At 73.1% G+C, this 15,806-nt stretch carries 14 protein-coding genes; 8 read left to right on the plus strand and 6 right to left on the minus strand.

What is annotated here, in order from left to right:
• Positions 1 to 62 precede the first annotated feature (62 nt).
• Positions 63 to 989 (minus strand): DUF3027 domain-containing protein, encoded by a 927-nt coding sequence (locus ACWDA7_RS06150; RefSeq protein ID WP_450602995.1) that lies wholly within the window; start codon positions 987 to 989, stop codon positions 63 to 65.
• Positions 990 to 1,389: 400 nt separating this feature from the next.
• On the opposite strand from ACWDA7_RS06150, the gene ACWDA7_RS06155 reads away from it, so the two are divergent.
• From ACWDA7_RS06155 to ACWDA7_RS06170, 4 genes are all read left to right on the plus strand, one after another.
• On the plus strand, positions 1,390 to 2,814 hold the full coding sequence (locus tag ACWDA7_RS06155) for an MFS transporter (protein ID WP_450602996.1): 1,425 nt from the start codon (positions 1,390 to 1,392) through the stop codon (positions 2,812 to 2,814).
• 91 nt (positions 2,815 to 2,905) lie between these two features.
• Positions 2,906 to 3,367 (plus strand): DUF2771 domain-containing protein, encoded by a 462-nt coding sequence (locus ACWDA7_RS06160; RefSeq protein ID WP_450602997.1) that lies wholly within the window; start codon positions 2,906 to 2,908, stop codon positions 3,365 to 3,367.
• Positions 3,337 to 4,077, plus strand: a complete 741-nt coding sequence (locus ACWDA7_RS06165) for a futalosine hydrolase (RefSeq protein WP_450602998.1) — start codon at positions 3,337 to 3,339, stop codon at positions 4,075 to 4,077. The genes ACWDA7_RS06160 and ACWDA7_RS06165 overlap by 31 nt, the downstream gene beginning before the upstream one ends.
• Positions 4,074 to 4,928 (plus strand): 1,4-dihydroxy-6-naphthoate synthase, encoded by an 855-nt coding sequence (locus tag ACWDA7_RS06170; RefSeq protein WP_450602999.1) that lies wholly within the window; start codon positions 4,074 to 4,076, stop codon positions 4,926 to 4,928. Before ACWDA7_RS06165 ends, ACWDA7_RS06170 begins: the two co-directional genes overlap by 4 nt.
• A 6-nt stretch (positions 4,929 to 4,934) precedes the next feature.
• On the opposite strand, the gene ACWDA7_RS06175 is transcribed toward ACWDA7_RS06170, so the two are convergent.
• Complete coding sequence (locus tag ACWDA7_RS06175; RefSeq protein WP_359399790.1) at positions 4,935 to 5,318, minus strand: cold-shock protein; 384 nt, start codon at positions 5,316 to 5,318, stop codon at positions 4,935 to 4,937.
• Positions 5,319 to 5,493: 175 nt separating this feature from the next.
• Between ACWDA7_RS06175 and ACWDA7_RS06180 the strand changes: the two genes are divergently transcribed.
• The gene (locus ACWDA7_RS06180) at positions 5,494 to 5,745 is read left to right on the plus strand and encodes a hypothetical protein (RefSeq protein ID WP_450603000.1); all 252 of its coding nucleotides are present in this window, start codon (positions 5,494 to 5,496) and stop codon (positions 5,743 to 5,745) included.
• A 22-nt stretch (positions 5,746 to 5,767) separates the two neighbouring features.
• Here ACWDA7_RS06180 and ACWDA7_RS06185 read toward each other — a convergent pair whose 3' ends face one another.
• Together ACWDA7_RS06185 and ACWDA7_RS06190 are read right to left on the minus strand one after the other, a co-directional pair.
• Positions 5,768 to 6,385 (minus strand): HAD family hydrolase, encoded by a 618-nt coding sequence (locus ACWDA7_RS06185; RefSeq protein WP_450603001.1) that lies wholly within the window; start codon positions 6,383 to 6,385, stop codon positions 5,768 to 5,770.
• A gap of 76 nt (positions 6,386 to 6,461) precedes the next feature.
• Positions 6,462 to 7,445: a hypothetical protein gene (locus tag ACWDA7_RS06190; protein ID WP_450603002.1), complete on the minus strand. Its 984-nt coding sequence runs from the start codon at positions 7,443 to 7,445 to the stop codon at positions 6,462 to 6,464.
• Positions 7,446 to 7,639: 194 nt separating this feature from the next.
• On the opposite strand from ACWDA7_RS06190, the gene ACWDA7_RS06195 reads away from it, so the two are divergent.
• Positions 7,640 to 10,225, plus strand: a complete 2,586-nt coding sequence (locus ACWDA7_RS06195) for a helicase-associated domain-containing protein (protein ID WP_450603003.1) — start codon at positions 7,640 to 7,642, stop codon at positions 10,223 to 10,225.
• 195 nt (positions 10,226 to 10,420) lie between these two features.
• Positions 10,421 to 12,064 (plus strand): DNA repair helicase XPB, encoded by a 1,644-nt coding sequence (locus tag ACWDA7_RS06200; protein WP_450603004.1) that lies wholly within the window; start codon positions 10,421 to 10,423, stop codon positions 12,062 to 12,064.
• Between the two features lie 133 nt (positions 12,065 to 12,197).
• On the opposite strand, the gene ACWDA7_RS06205 is transcribed toward ACWDA7_RS06200, so the two are convergent.
• Positions 12,198 to 12,386 carry a hypothetical protein gene (locus ACWDA7_RS06205; protein ID WP_359399818.1) on the minus strand — a complete coding sequence of 63 codons (189 nt, stop codon included), beginning with the start codon at positions 12,384 to 12,386 and terminating at the stop codon, positions 12,198 to 12,200.
• A gap of 334 nt (positions 12,387 to 12,720) precedes the next feature.
• On the opposite strand from ACWDA7_RS06205, the gene ACWDA7_RS06210 reads away from it, so the two are divergent.
• The gene (locus ACWDA7_RS06210; RefSeq protein ID WP_450603005.1) at positions 12,721 to 14,808 is read left to right on the plus strand and encodes a HelD family protein; all 2,088 of its coding nucleotides are present in this window, start codon (positions 12,721 to 12,723) and stop codon (positions 14,806 to 14,808) included.
• Positions 14,809 to 15,043: 235 nt separating this feature from the next.
• On the opposite strand, the gene ACWDA7_RS06215 is transcribed toward ACWDA7_RS06210, so the two are convergent.
• Positions 15,044 to 15,739 (minus strand): copper homeostasis protein CutC, encoded by a 696-nt coding sequence (locus ACWDA7_RS06215; RefSeq protein ID WP_450603006.1) that lies wholly within the window; start codon positions 15,737 to 15,739, stop codon positions 15,044 to 15,046.
• Positions 15,740 to 15,806 lie beyond the last annotated feature (67 nt).

The raw sequence follows: 15,806 nt of genomic DNA on the forward strand, positions 1-15,806 counted from the left end.
TCTGCCCGGTGGGCGGACCGGGCCGTCGCACCCGGACCGCGGCTTGCGGGACGCTCTGCCGGTTACGAGTGCCCCAGCTCCGCAGACGACTCGTCAGGCACCGCGGGCACCGAGCCCGAGTCCGGAGAGGGCCGCAGCGGGAAGGGCTCCACCTTCGTCTCGTCGACCACCGGGGGAGCCGGCCGCGGTGTCCTCGGCATGACCGCCGCCTCCGAGTGGGCGCCGCACCCGTACGACAAGGAGACCATACGGCCGTCCGCCGGGGAGAACTCGTTGGCGCACACGCCGAAGGCCTGGCCCAGCGAGCCGCCGACCGGCACCAGGAAGGCACAGCTGGCGCAGGTCGCGGGCGCCGCCTGGGCCATTTGAGTCTTCGGACCGAACGCGTCCTCCCAGCGGTCCGCTGCCATGTGCAGTCCGTACCGGGACAGGACCCGGGCGCGTCGCATGCCCAGTTCCTCCGCCACCGCGGCGATCGTGCCGCGCGACGGAGTGATCGGCAGGTTCGCCGGAGCTCCCGCGGTCACCTCCGCGTCCTCCGCCTCGACCAGCTCCGCCATCTCACCGGAGACCGCGGAGTTCGGCGGCGGCTCGTCGTCGCCCGAGTAACCGGGCTCGAGACGCAGATCGTCCGCGTCCGTCGGCAGCAGGTCACCGGGGCCGAGGTCACCGGGGCGCAGTCGTTCGCTCCACGGCACCCACTCCGGCGCGAGCAGCGCGTCCGCGCCCGGCAGCAGGACCGTCTCGTCGAGCGTGACCACCTTGGCGCGCGACGCCCGCGCCACCGTCACCGCCCAGCGCCAGCCCCGGTACCCGAGCTCCTTCGCCTCGAAGAAGTGCGTGACAACGCGGTCGCCCTCGGAGACCGTGCCGACGTGCTCGCCGACGACACCGGGCGCGGCGGCCTCCTCGGCGGCGGCTCGGGCGAGGTCGACCGCCTCGGCGCACAGACGGTCGGGGGTGCGGCTTCGCGTTGTCGCTGCGCTCACAGGTATCGCTTCTCTCCTACGCCGTCTCACGGTGCGCCCTTCCTCGGCTGGGGGAGCGGACGGAGCGGACCAACGGACCGCGTCGACGTCCGCGCCCGATCGCGCTCGGGCGCACCTACACCACCCATTCTGCGGGATGGATGAGAGGCGCGCGGCCGAGAACAATCGCCACGGCGCGCTAGGCACGCTACCTTCTCCCGGCCTCCCGGCCCACACCGAGTCGCTGGCCTTTCCCGGAGCCCGGTCCTCCGCGGGCCGGGCCGGTGCGTCACGCAGACGGCTCCCCGGCCCGCCGGCCGGTTCCCGCCCTCGGGCCTGTCGCGCCCTCCGCGGACGCCACTCCGCCCCCGTACGCGCGGTAACCGCACTACCCCCGCCTTTCTCGGGGCACTATGACGGGGTGGCAGCCGCGAGGTCGTCCCATGGAGCCGCCGGGGCAGGGGGAGTCAAGGGACGCAGCCAAGAGGGCGGTTCGGGCCGGTTCGGCGGGTCCGTCCGCGCGGTCGGCCGTGCCCTGCACCTGCCCGTCACCGGCGCCGCCCGCGGAATCCGCCGGGCCACGCACGCGCACGGCGCCGGCGAGTCCGGTCTCGGCAAACTGATCGAACTGCACGCGGTCAACGGCGCCGGCGATGTGATGATCACGGTCGCTCTCGCCTCGACCGTCTTCTTCTCCGTGCCGACCGACGAGGCCCGCGGACGCGTCGCGCTGTATCTCGCCATCACCATGGCGCCGTTCACGATCCTCGCCCCGGTGATCGGCCCGCTCCTGGACCGGCTCCCGCACGGCCGCCGGGCCGCGATGGCGGGCGCGATGCTCGCCCGTGCCCTGCTCGCGCTGATCATCGCGGGCGCCGTGGCAGGCGGGGGCCTGGAGCTGTATCCGGCCGCGCTCGGCGTGCTCGTCGCCTCCAAGGCGTATGGCGTCGTCCGCAGCGCCGTGGTGCCACGGCTGCTGCCGCCGGCGTTCTCCTTGGTGAAGGCCAACTCCCGGGTCACCCTCAGCGGCCTGCTCGCGACCGGTCTGGCCGCTCCCGTGGGCGCCGCGCTGCACACCGTCGGCCCGAGCTGGCCGCTCTACGGTGCTTTCGTGATCTTCGTCGCGGGTACGTTCCTGTCCTTCTCGCTGCCGCCGAAGGTCGACTCCGCCAAGGGTGAGGACATCGCGTTGCTGGCGGCGGACCCCGGGCACCTGCACGGGTCGCGCCGCACCACGGCCCGGCGCCCTGGGCTGCGCACGGTCGGGCCCGCCGTGACCCACGCGCTGGGCGCCAACGCCGCCCTGCGGTGCCTGTCCGGCTTCCTGATCTTCTTCCTCGCCTTCCTGCTGCGGGAGCACCCGCTCACCGGTGAGAGCGCGGCGGTGTCGCTCGGCATAGTCGGCGTCTCGGCGGGCGTGGGCAACGCGCTGGGCACGGCCGTCGGAGCCTGGCTGAAATCGCGCGCACCGGAAGTGATCATCGTGACGGTGGTGGCGATCGTGCTGGGCGTGGCGATCACCGCTGCGATCTTCTTCGGCGCGTTCCTGGTGGCGTGTCTGGCGGCGTTCGCCGGGTTCGCGCAGGCGCTGGCCAAGCTGTCGCTGGACGCGCTGATCCAGCGGGACGTGCCGGAACTGGTCCGCACTTCCGCGTTCGCGCGCTCCGAGACGCTGCTGCAGATGGCCTGGGTGCTGGGCGGGGCGATCGGCATCTCGCTGCCGCTGAACGGTGTGCTGGGGCTCGTGGTCGGCGCCGCCATCGTCGCGGCGGGCTGGCTGCCGACCGTGCGGGGCCTGCTCGCCTCGGCCCGGCGCGGCGGCGCGGAGCGAAGGCAGGCCGCCTGACCACAACCCTCGGCACCTGATCGCACGAGTGCGCGGCACGTCGCGCACCCCAGGTGGGGAGCGGCTCGGCGGTGCCCGATAGCCTTCGGCCATGACCGCACTGCGTTCCCGCCGCGCCGTAGCCGCCCTCGGCGCCGTTTCCGCCGGACTTCTCCTGCTGTCCGCCTGCAACAAGCCGACCCCGCTGGCGACCGTCACGGTCGGCACGAACTCGGTGAGCTCCCAGACCGACTGCTACAACGACGGCAACGAAGTCCCGGCAGCGGAGCTCGCGAAGTGCCTCAAGTCCAAGGACATCAAGTCGATCAAGGTCGACCCCGATGAGACGGTCCGCTTCGGTGTGGACCCGAGCATCGCGGACCAGGGCTGGACGATCCTGATGAACGGTCAGCCGCTGACCGAGTCCAGCAAGAAGACCTACCGCACCATCCCGGGCAGTGTGTTCTTCAACGCGCAGTACGGGGCGAGCGGCAACTCCACGCTCGTCTCCATCAAGGAGGGCGAGAACAAGGTGCTGGGTCTGTGGACCTTCAAGCTCGAGAAGGCCTCCTGATCACGCCCCGCGCACATGTCCTGGTGGCCACCGCGGTCCCGGTCGAGCGGGATGCGGTGGCCCAGGCGTTCCCGTCCCCGGCGGTCGAGATCCCCCTTCCCGGGGTGACCCTGCACCGCACGGGCGCCCTCGACCTGCTCGCGGCCGGCGTGGGCCCCGCCCTCGCCGCCTCCTCCACCGCCTGCGCGCTCACCGCCGCCGCGCTCGGCGGCACCCCGTACGACCTCGTCGTCTCCGCCGGCATCGCGGGCGGATTCGCACCGCACGCCCCCGTCGGCTCGCTCGTGGTCGCCGACGACATCGTCGCCGCCGACCTCGGCGCCGAGACCCCGGACGGATTTCTGCCCGTCACCGCACTCGGCTTCGGCACGGTCAATCACCGGCCACCGAATTCACTCGTACGAGACCTCGTCGCCGCCACCGGTGCGCTCGCGGGGGGCGTGCTGACCGTCTCGACCGTCACGGGGAGCGCCGCGCGCGCCGCGGAGCTGCGCATCCGGCATCCGCACGCGCTCGCCGAGGCGATGGAGGGCTTCGGCGTCGCCGAGGCGGCCACCGCGCACGGCACACCCGTCGTGGAGATCCGCGCTGTGTCCAATCCCGTCGGACCGCGCGACCGCGCCGCCTGGCGCATCGGCGACGCCCTCGCGGCCCTCACCGAGGGTTTCGGGAAGCTCGCGCCCGTATTGGAGAGTTGGAAACCAGCATGACCGCAACCAGTGAGCCCCTCCGGATCGCCTACTCCCCCTGCCCGAACGACACCTTCGTCTTCGACGCCTGGGCCCACGGCCGTGTCCCGGGCGCGCCCGCCCTCGACGTCACCTTCGCCGACATCGACATCACCAACGGCATGGCCGAGCGCGGCGAGCTCGACGTGCTGAAGGTGTCGTACGCCGTCCTGCCGTACGTCCTCGACGAGTACGCCCTGCTGCCGTGTGGCGGCGCGCTGGGTCGCGGCTGCGGGCCGCTGGTGCTCACCCGGGAGCCGGGAGCCGATCTCACGGGCCGCACGGTCGCCGTGCCGAGCGAGAGGTCGACGGCGTATCTGCTCTTCCGTCTGTGGGCCGCCGACACCGTGCCCGGCGGGGTCGGCGAGATCGTGGTCATGCCGTTCCACGAGATCATGCCGGCCGTGCGCGACGGGAAGGTCGACGCGGGCCTCGTCATCCACGAGGCGCGGTTCACGTACCAGAACTACGGGCTGCACAAGCTCGCCGACATGGGCGAGCACTGGGAGGACACCACCGGCCTGCCCATTCCGCTGGGCGCGATCATCGCCAAGCGCTCGCTGGGCGCGGACACGCTGAAGCTGCTCGCCGAGTCGGCCCGCACGTCCGTACGCGCGGCCTGGGAGGACCCCGAGGCGTCGCGGCCCTACGTCATGGAGCACGCACAGGAGATGGACCCGGCTGTCGCGGACCAGCACATCGGGCTGTACGTCAACGAATTCACGGCCGACCTCGGCGAGGACGGCTACGCCGCGGTCCGGGGGCTGCTCACCCGTGCCGCGGCCGAGGGGCTGGTGCCGCCCCTCGGCCCGGACGCGCTCGTCTTCCCCTGACCGGGATCAGACGTCCAACTGGTCGGCGACCGCGCGCAGCAGGCCCGCGATCTGCTTGCCGGAGGCCTTGTCGGGGTAACGGCCCTTCTCCAGCATCGGGGTGATGTTCTCGAGGAGGGTCGTCAGGTCCTGAACGATGGACGCCAGTTCGTCCGGCTTCTTGCGCTGCGCGGCGGCGACCGACGGGGCCGGGTCCAAAAGGGTGACCGACAGCGCCTGGTCGCCGCGCTGACCGGCGACGACTCCGAACTCCACGCGCTGGCCCGGCTTCAGGGCATCGACTCCGGCGGGGAGAACCGAGGAGTGGACGAAGACGTCGCCGCCGTCGTCGCGGGAGAGAAAGCCGAAGCCCTTCTCGCTGTTGAACCACTTGACCTTGCCGGTAGGCACGTCTGTCCTCGTCCTCGTACTCGTCGGAAACTGCGTCTGCAAAGTGTTTCGGTAAACGGCTCTGGATAGCACTGCAGCGGGCCGCACGGACCCGCCGGTACCAAGGCTAATGGTCCGGGGCCCGGTGACAAGACGTCGCCGAGTGGTTCCTCGCGCTGGGAACTACCCTGGTCCGGTGCGTGACAAAACCCAAGCGAATTCCGCTGCGGCCAGCGACCGTCTGATCCGTGCCGGTGCCATCGTGTTCTTCGTCGGAGCGGTGGCCACTTTGGTCACGGTCGCCCCGTTCCTGCTCGGAACGAAGCCTTTCCCCACCTACATGTTCGGCCTGAGCATGCTCATGGCCGTCGGCTTCCTGATGGCCGGGGCGGGTGTGTTCCAGTCGATCGCGGAGGGCCGCCGGCGAGCGCGCGGGGCCCGTTCCTAGCGCCTCGGACCGAGCCCGGCCGCTACCGGGACTTGTACGCCGTCAGCCAGGCGGGGAACTCGGTGAGGCCGGCGAGGACGACGTCGGCGCCCGCGGCCCGCAACTCGTCGGCGGTGCAGGGCCCGGTGGCGACGGCGACGGAGAGGGCGCCGGCGCTGCGGGCGCCCCGGACGTCCCCGATGTGGTCGCCGACGTAGACGGCGGCGCCGTGCTCGACGAGTGCCTCCGCCTTCTGCTCCGCCCACAGGTCGCCGATCACCGCGTCGGGCTCGATACCGAGGTGCTCCAGGTGCAGCTTGGCGTTCGGCTCGAACTTGGCGGTGACGACGATCGCGCGTCCACCGGCCGCCCGTACCGCCTCGATCGCCTCACGGGCGCCGGGCATGGCGGGCGTCGCGGCGATGGCGATGGCGGGATACATCTCCCGGTACAGGTCCGCGGTGGCGGCGATCCCGTCCGCCGGGAACCAGTGGACGAGTTCGTCCTCCAGCGGCGGCCCGAGCCGGGTGATCGCCAGATCGGCGTCGATATACGTCCCCGTACGCGCGGAAAGCGCCTGGTAGCAGGCGTGGATTCCGGGCCGGGAGTCGATCAGCGTCATGTCCAGGTCGAAGCCGACGGTGAGGGCGCGAGAGGTCATATGCGCGATTGTCCCAGGAGGGCGTGCCCGAGGACACGGGGCTCCGGCCGTCGCCCCGCGCTGCGGCGCCGCCGCCTCATCTGACCCGCTGTGACCGCCAGGCCAGATACAGGGCGGAGGCGACGGCGGCGCCCCGGACCACCCACGGCCAGGTCTGCACCACCGCGTCGTTCATATGGCCCTGGGCGATCGGGTCGCCCCAGCGGCCGTCTGTGCGGCCCCAGATCCAGACGATGCCGGCGGCCGCGGCCAGGCTCGGCATGCCCACGACCGCCCACTTGGACTCGGCCCGTGTCAGCCGGCGGGACGCCCCTGCGATGAGCCAGCCGAGACCGAGGGCGATCCAACTGCCGAGCACCGCGCCCGCGACGAGCAGCCCGGCGGCCAAGAGAAGCAGCGGGTTGCGCCGGCCTGTGAACCGGAGCAGCCGACGGCGCGGCGCCGCGGTGTCCTCGGCCGCGGGGGCGGCCTCCACGGCCGGCTCCGGGTCCTCGGCGTGGCCGCCCTGCGGCTTCGGCGGGTCGGCCGGCGGCGGTTTCAGCAGTTCGGGGATCTCCACGCCGCCGACGAACCCGGGCACGGCATCACCGAGCTCGAACCCGCCGCCGCGCGGGCCGTCGACCCGCCACCAGTCCGGCACGGCGGCGCTGTCGCCCAGTTCGTCCGCACCGGCGAGATGGGGCGGGGACGGCGTGTTGCGGGAGGTGCCCGCGGGATCCGCGGACCGTGGCCGGGGCACGACGCGCCGCAGGCCCTTGGGCCGGTCCCCGGAGTCGTCGGCGCGCTGAAGGGGGACGGCGGCGGGACGGCTCACCGAGCCGCCGGGTGCGGAGTCGTCGGACGCGGCGGCGACGACCTCGTCGGGTGTGCCGAGACGGGCGAGGATGCGGCGGACCGCGGCCGGGCTGTCGACCGGGGACTTCGCGCGCCGCCGGTCGATCTCGTTGCGCAGGTCGGACACGAGCCGCATCCGCGCGGCCGACGGCAGCTGGCGCTGCTGGGCCACGTCGCCGACCCGGCTCAGATAGTCGAAGACCAGTTGGTCGCTCTCGATCCCCACGAAACCCCTCCGGGGTGGGCCGATTTCACCCCGTACCGTATCCCGCGCATGCCCTCTCCGGGCGCTCCGCCCCGGGCCCGACGGGCCCGGGCGCCGCCCGCGTCCTCGATCGCCGGACGGGCCCGTGGCGCACGACCGGGCTGAACCGTGCCGTCCTCGGCACCACCGTGACCTGACCCGCTACCGTGGACCGGATGACCCCCGAGGAGCGCTCACGCAAGGACTCGTCGGCCACGGGAAGCGGCGCCGCCGCCCCGCGTTCGCTGGCCGAGTCGCTGCGCGCGCGGGACGACGCCTCCCTGTCCGCTCTCCTTCGCGCCCGCCCGGACCTCATCACCCCCGTCCCCACCGACCTCACCCAGCTCGCCACGCGGGCCGCCACCCGGGCGAGCGTGGTGCGGGCGCTGGAGCGTCTGGACCGGTTCGCCCAGCAGACCGCGGAGGCCCTGGCCGTCGCCGGGGACCCGGCCACGTACGCCGAACTGCTGGGCCTGATGGCCGGTGACGGCGGCGCGGAGGGCGACCCCGCGGTCGCCGAGGCCTTCCCACGCGCGCTCGCCACGCTGCGCGAGCGGGCCCTGGTGTGGGGCGACGACGAGCGGCTCCGGCTCGTGCGCACGGCCCGGGAACTGCTCGCCCCGTCCCCGCAGCACCCCTCCCCCACCGGCCTCGGACCCACCGCCGCCGAGACGACGGCCGGCATGTCCCCGGGCCGTATCCAGGAACTCCTGACCACCGCCGGGCTGCCGACCACCCATGACGCCGTCTCCGCCGTGGCCTCCCTCACCGCCCTGTTCACGGACCGCGCGCGCATGGCCGCGCTCCTCGAGACCGCCCCCGCCGAGTCCCTCGAGGTGCTGTCCCGGCTGGTGTGGGGACCCCCTTACGGCCAGGTCACCCCCGATCCCGCGGCGCGGCTGCGCTGGCTGCTGGACCGGGGCCTGCTGCTGCCCACCGCTCCCGGCACCGTCGTCCTGCCCCGCGAGGTGGCCCTGCATCTGCGTTCGGGCCGCGCCCACCGGCACACCGAGCCGCTGCCACCCGCCGTGGAGGTCGCCGCCACGCACCGCCCGCAGATCGTGGACGCGACGGCGGCGGGCCAGGCCTACACCGCGCTCGCGACCGTCGAGGAACTGCTGAAGGACTGGGACGAGGGCGGCCCTTCGGTACTGCGCGCGGGCGGGCTGAGCGTGCGGGACCTCAAGCGGACGGCCGTGGCACTCGACGTGTCCGAGCCCGTGGCCGCCTTCTGGGTCGAACTGGCCTACACGGCGGGCCTGCTGGCGTCGGACGGCGAGGCCGACGAACGGTACGCGGCGACCCCGGCGTACGACGAGTGGCGGGAGCTGTCCGCCGCCGAACGCTGGACCCGGCTCGTCACCGCCTGGCTGTACGCGACCCGCACCCCCGGGCTCGTCGGCGGTCGCGACGCCAAGGACCGTACGCTCTCCGCGCTCGGCCCCGGCCTCGACCGCTCGGCCGCGCCCGAGGTCCGACACCGGGTCCTCACCCTGCTCGCCGGGCTCCCCGAGGGTGCCTCCGCCGCCCCGGAATCGGTCCTGGCCCGCCTGCGCTGGGAACGCCCCCCGCGCGCGGACCGGCCCACGGCCGACGATCTGCGCACCCGCCTCGCCCAGTGGACCCTGTCGGAGGCGGAGCTGCTGGGCGTCACAGGCCGCGGGGCCCTGTCAGCGCAAGGCCGCGCCCTGATCGGTGCGCCCGGGCCCGCGGACCGCACACCGCCCGCCGGGCCGGCCGGCCCGGGCGACAAGCTCCCCGTCCACCGGCAGCACCACCGCCCCGCCCCCCGTGTCCCCCTCACCGCCGCCGAACAGGGCGCGGCGGCCTCCCGCGCCGCGCGTCTGCTCGCCCCCCTGCTGCCCGAACCCCTGGACCACGTCCTGCTCCAGGCGGATCTGACAGCGGTGGCACCCGGCCCGCTGGAGCGGCCCCTGGCCGACATGCTCGATGTGCTCGCGGACGTCGAGTCCAAGGGCGGCGCGACGGTGTACCGGTTCACGCCGGCCTCCGTGCGCCGCGCCCTGGACGCCGGACGGACCGCGTCCGACCTGCACGCGTTCCTCGCCGCGCACTCCCGCACCCCGGTTCCGCAGCCGCTCGCGTACCTGATCGACGACGTGGCCCGCAAACACGGGCACCTGCGCGTGGGCGCCGCCTCGGCGTATGTGCGCTGCGACGACGACGCCCTGCTGAACGAGATCCTCGCCGACAAGCGCTCGGCCGCCCTGCGCCTGCGCCGGCTGGCCCCGACGGTCCTGGCCGCCCAGACCGACCCCGCGGCGCTCCTCGAAGGCCTGCGCGCGCTGGGCCTCGCGCCGGCCGCCGAGTCGGCGGAGGGCGACGTCCTGATCACCCGCGCCCACGCCCACCGCACCCCACCGCGCACCGCGCCCGAGCCGGTCCCGGAGGGTCCCCCGCCGCCCGACGCCACCCTGCTCACGGCGGCTCTGCGGGCCATCCGCGCCGGCGATCTGGCCTCCACGACACCGCGCAAGACCACGGGAGCCCCCACCGCGAGCGGGGACCTGCCCCGCACCACCTCCGCGGAGACGCTGGCCACCGTGCAGGCCGCCGTCCTCACCGGCGAGTCCCTCTGGATCGGCTACGTCAACGCCGAGGGGACCGCCAGCCAGCGGGTCATTGGCCCCATCCGCGTCGAGGGCGGTTTCGTCACGGCGTACGACCACACGGCCGACGAGGTCCGGACGTACCCCTTGCACCGGATCACGGGAGTGGCGGAGCTGGCGGACGAGGGCTGACCGGCGGGCCCGGTCGGCGGTCCGTGACCGCGCGCTTCTCATCCCGCCGCGCACGTGCGCCGCGACGGTCGGTCATGACCCGTATGGGCGGGCGGGAGTTGCACGTGGGGGCTGTGGGCCGTGTGCCATGCCCTGCCGTGATCACCCCCGGATGAGGCACACTGGACGTTTGGCCACAGGGAAAGGGTGCCGCGCGTGAATGGTCCTCTCATCGTCCAGTCCGACAAGACCCTGCTTCTCGAAGTCGATCACGAGCAGGCAGACGACTGCCGTCGGGCCATCGCGCCGTTCGCCGAACTGGAGAGGGCACCCGAGCACATCCACACCTATCGGGTGACCCCGCTGGGACTGTGGAACGCGCGGGCCGCCGGGCACGACGCCGAGCAGGTCGTGGACGCGCTCGTGCAGTACAGCCGCTATCCGGTGCCGCACGCGCTGCTGGTCGACATCGCCGAGACCATGGACCGGTACGGACGGCTGACCCTCACCAAGCACCCCGCGCACGGGCTTGTCCTGACGACCACCGACCGGCCCGTCCTGGAGGAGGTGCTGCGCTCGAAGCGGATCGCCCCGCTGGTCGGGACCCGGATCGACCAGGACACGGTCGCCGTCCATCCCTCCGAGCGCGGGCAGATCAAGCAGACGCTGCTCAAGCTGGGCTGGCCCGCCGAGGACCTCGCCGGTTACGTGGACGGCGAGGCGCACCCCATCGAACTGCGCGAGGACGGCTGGGCCCTGCGGCCCTACCAGAAGCAGGCCGTGGAGAACTTCTGGCACGGCGGCAGCGGCGTCGTGGTCCTGCCCTGCGGCGCCGGCAAGACGCTGGTGGGCGCCGGTTCCATGGCGCAGGCCAAGGCCACCACCCTCATCCTCGTCACCAACACCGTCTCCGCACGGCAGTGGAAGCACGAGTTGGTGAAGCGGACCTCGCTCACCGAGGACGAGATCGGCGAGTACTCCGGTACGCGCAAGGAGATCCGGCCGGTCACCATCGCGACCTACCAGGTGCTCACCACCAAGCGGAAGGGTGTCTACCCGCACCTGGAGCTGTTCGACTCCCGGGACTGGGGACTCATCGTCTACGACGAGGTGCACCTGCTGCCCGCGCCCGTCTTCAAGTTCACCGCGGACCTCCAGGCGCGGCGGCGGCTCGGGCTCACGGCGACCCTGGTGCGGGAGGACGGCCGTGAGTCGGACGTGTTCTCCCTCATCGGCCCCAAGCGGTTCGACGCTCCCTGGAAGGAGATCGAGGCGCAGGGGTACATCGCGCCCGCCGACTGCGTGGAGGTGCGGGTCAACCTCACCGACTCCGAGCGGCTCGCGTACGCCACCGCGGAGACCGAGGAGAAGTACCGGTTCTGCGCCACGACCGACACCAAGCGGAAGGTGACGGAGGCCCTGGTGCGGCGCTTCGCGGGGCAGCAGATCCTCGTCATCGGGCAGTACATCGACCAGCTGGACGAGCTGGGTGAGCACCTGGGCGCGCCCGTGATCAAGGGCGAGACCAGCAACGCACAGCGCGAGAAGCTCTTCGGTGCCTTCCGCGAGGGCGAGATCAGCGTGCTCGTCGTCTCCAAGGTCGCTAACTTCTCCATCGACCTGCCGGAGGCGACCGTCGCCATCCAGGTGTCGGGGACGTTCGGGTCACGGCAGGAGGAGGCGCAGCGGCTGGGACGGGTGCTGCGCCCCAAGGCCGACGGCCATCAGGCGCATTTCTACTCGGTCGTCGCCCGCGACACCATCGACCAGGACTTCGCCGCCCACCGCCAGCGCTTCCTGGCGGAACAGGGCTACGCGTACCGGATCGTGGACGCCGACGAACTGCTCGCCGAGAACTGAGATCGAGAGCGCGGAGCGAAGCCGGAGAAGAAGCCACAGACGGTGTACGAATGGTCACGGTCCGTCACATATGGAGCGGACCCTCGTACTCCGGGCGGTGCCGCCCGTGCGTTCGGGCGCCGCGCGGACGCCGTCACCGGCTGCTGCGGACGCCCGCCTCTTCGCCGTACTCGCCGAGGAGGACCACGTCGATCGCGGCGCCGAGGAACACCTTGACGGCGCGCACGGCGTCGCCGAGGCGATGGCGGTGACGGTTGCCGTCGACGGCGGTCGCGCCGGACGGCGGCCCGTGCCGGGCCGGGGTGAAGGTACCTGCACTCATGTCTCCATGGTGGAACCGCCTGACCCGAATGGCGTCGGACCAAGGACGTAACCTGCACGGCTTCACCGTCCCCCTCCGGTCGGGGCCCGTGTACTCCTCCGGAGGGATGCCGTCCCCTAGGGCGGGCGGACACGCGACCCCGAGGTGCCGGAAAAACCGTTGGCCGGCCCATTCACCCGTCACCTAGAATCTCCTCTCTTGCCCGCCTCCCTTCACGGAGAGCCGTCGTCCGGACGGAAACCGGACGGCACCACCGCCACCCGTCACCGCGCCGCCCGGCCGGTGCGCCCACGCGCCCCGCCCGGCCCGCCGCCCGCCCCGGAGGCACCTTTCCGTGTCCACCCCGTCCGCCCCGTCTGCTCCCGAGCCCGTCTCCCCCCTGTCCGCCCCGTCCGCGAGCGACCCCCTCTCCCGTGAGCGCTCGCATCTCGCCGCCTCGCGGGCCGCGCTGCGCGCGATGCGCGAGGACGTCGAGAACCTCGACATCAGAGACGTCACCGCGAACTGGGTCAACGCCGAGGTGCTCGCCCGGCAGATCGACGAGCGCATCAAGGCCCTCGCCGATCTCAGCCACACCCCGCTCTTCTTCGGCCGCCTCGACTACCTGCACGCGCCCGGCGCCGATCAGGCGGAGGGAGCGGACGGCGAGCGCTTCTACATCGGCCGGCGTCATGTGCACGACGGCGACGGCGACCCGATGGTCATCGACTGGCGCGCGCCCGTCTCCCAGCCGTTCTACCGGGCCTCGAAGAAGGACCCGATGGACATCGGGCTGCGCCGCCGCTTCGGCTACACCGGGGGCGACCTCACCGCGTACGAGGACGAGCACCTCTCCGACCCCGGCGAGGCCGCCGCCGTCAGCAAGCTGCTCCAGCAGGAGATCGAGCGCCCGCGCGTCGGCCCGATGCGCGACATCGTGGCCACCATCCAGCCCGAGCAGGACGAGATCGTGCGGTCCGGACTGTCGGGAACCGTCTGCGTGCAGGGTGGTCCCGGCACCGGAAAGACGGCCGTCGGCCTGCACCGGGTCGCCTACCTTCTGTACGCGCACCGCGAACGGCTCGCCCGCACCGGCACCCTCGTCATCGGGCCGAACAAGTCCTTCCTGCACTACATCGAGCAGGTGCTGCCCGCGCTCGGCGAGCTCGAGGTGCGGCAGGCGACGGTCGACGACCTGGTCGCGCATGTCGAGGTCCGCGGCACGGACACCGCGGCCGCCGCCGTGGTCAAGGGCGATGCGCGCCTGGCCGAGGTGCTCCGCCGCGCCGTCCGCTCCCACGTGACGACGCCCACCGAGCCCGTCGTGGTGGTGCGCGGCTCCCGCCGCTGGCGTGTGCCGGCGTACGAACTCGAGGAGATCGTGCGGGAGTTGCTCGACCGCGACATCCGCTACGGCGCCGCCCGCGAGGCCCTGCCGCAGCGGATCGCGCATGCCGTGCTGGTCCAGATGGAGCGAGCGGGAGAGGCACCCGACGACCGTGTGCAGGACGCCGTCGCCCGCAGCGCCGCGGTGAAGGCGGCGGTCAAGGAGATCTGGCCTGCGGTCGACCCGGCGAAGCTGGTCCTGCGGCTGCTCTCCGACGCCGACTTCCTCGCCGTGCACGCGGACGGGATCCTCGACGAGGACGAGCGGAAGACGATCCTCTGGGCGAAGCCGGTGCGCTCGGTGAAGTCCGCCAAGTGGTCGCCCGCGGACGCCGTGCTGATCGACGAGGCCACCGACCTCGTCCAGCGCACCCACTCACTCGGGCACGTCGTGCTCGACGAGGCGCAGGACCTCTCCCCGATGCAGTACCGCGCGGTCGGCCGGCGCTGCACGACCGGTTCGGCGACCGTGCTCGGCGACCTCGCCCAGGGCACCACCCCCTGGGCCACGCGGAGTTGGCAGGAGGCGCTCACTCACCTCGGGAAGCAGGAGGCGATGGTCGAGGAGCTGACGGCCGGTTTCCGTGTGCCGACAGACGTGATCACATACGCCTCCCGGCTGCTGCCGCACATCGCGCCGGGCCTGACGCCGGTGGCGTCGGTGCGTGAGAACCCGGGCTTCTTCCAGGTGCGCCCGATCAGCGAGGCCGGCGAAGTGGTCTCCGCCTGTGCCGAGTTGCTGCGCAACGAGGGCTCGATCGGCCTGATCGCGGCCGACGCCAGGGTCCCGTCGCTCGCCGAGGCGCTCGCCGCGGCGGGCATCGGCCACCTCGGCCCGGGTGAGGAGACGACCCGGGAGACCCGGCTGACCCTGGTCCCGGCCTCGCTCGCCAAGGGTCTGGAGTACGACTACGTGGTCCTCGACGAACCGCAGGCGGTCGTCGACGGCGAACCGGACGAGCGCACGGGCCTGCGCCGGCTGTACGTGACCCTCACCCGAGCGGTCTCGGGCCTGATCGTCACCCACGCGGCCCCCCTACCGCCGCAGCTCGCCTGAACCGGCTGCCGGACGGGACGGCGACGGCCACCGCGCCCGCCCCACCGACCGGCGCCCGCCGCGATTGCTTTGTCCGGCGGACGCTGGTTCGTTCAAGGAGGCGCGGGGCCGATGGACGGCGAGGAGGGGCGGCCTCCCGCCCCGTGCGTCCAGGTGTGCTGTCCTGGCGGCCGGAGACCGCCGCCCCCTGTGCCCGACCGTGACCGGGGACACGCGTGCAGCGGGCCCAGGTGGCTCACCGGCAGGTGTCGACCGCCGTACGCCACTCCCGGACCGCGTCCACGGAGACCGGCGAGTCCCAGCCGTCGGTGCGGGCCGCCCCGCCGATGTGGAAGGCGTCGACCCCCGCGGCGCGCAGCCGGGGCACGTGCTCCAGACGCAGGCCGCCGCCGACGAGGAGCCGCTGGTTGTAGCCGGGCTCGCCGCGCCGCGCGGCCTCGGTGACGAGTGTGGGCAACCCGTCGTCCACGCCGTCCGGCGAACCCGCCGTGAGATAGGTGTCCAGGCCCGGCTGATCGGCGAGCTGCTTGCGCAGGGCGTCCCGGTCGGCGGCCCGGTCGATCGCGCGGTGGAAGGTCCAGTGGCAGCCCCCCAGCACCGCGACCAGCCGCTCCACGGCATCGAGGTCCGGGCTGCCGTCCTCGCCCAGGAAACCGAACACGAACTCGTCGGCACCGGCAGCACGCAGCTCGCGCGCGGTCCGGACGAGGTCCTCGACGTCACCGGCCGCGAAGCCGTCCCGCAGCCGGAGCATCACGCGCAGCGAGATGCCGACGGCGGCGCGGATCCCCGCGAAGGTCTCCGCGGGCGGGGTGAGCCCGTCGGCGGCGATGTCGGTGACCAGCTCGAGGCGGTCCGCGCCTCCGGCCTGGGCGGCGACCGCGTCCTCGACGCCGAGGGCGATCACCTCCAGGACTGCACGCGTGCTCATAGGACCCCTTCCATCGGTGTTCCCTGGAGCAACTATAGGTCTAGTCCAATTCAAGGGTACGACGGCG

It is taken from the genome of Streptomyces sp. NPDC001156 (assembly GCF_053598275.1).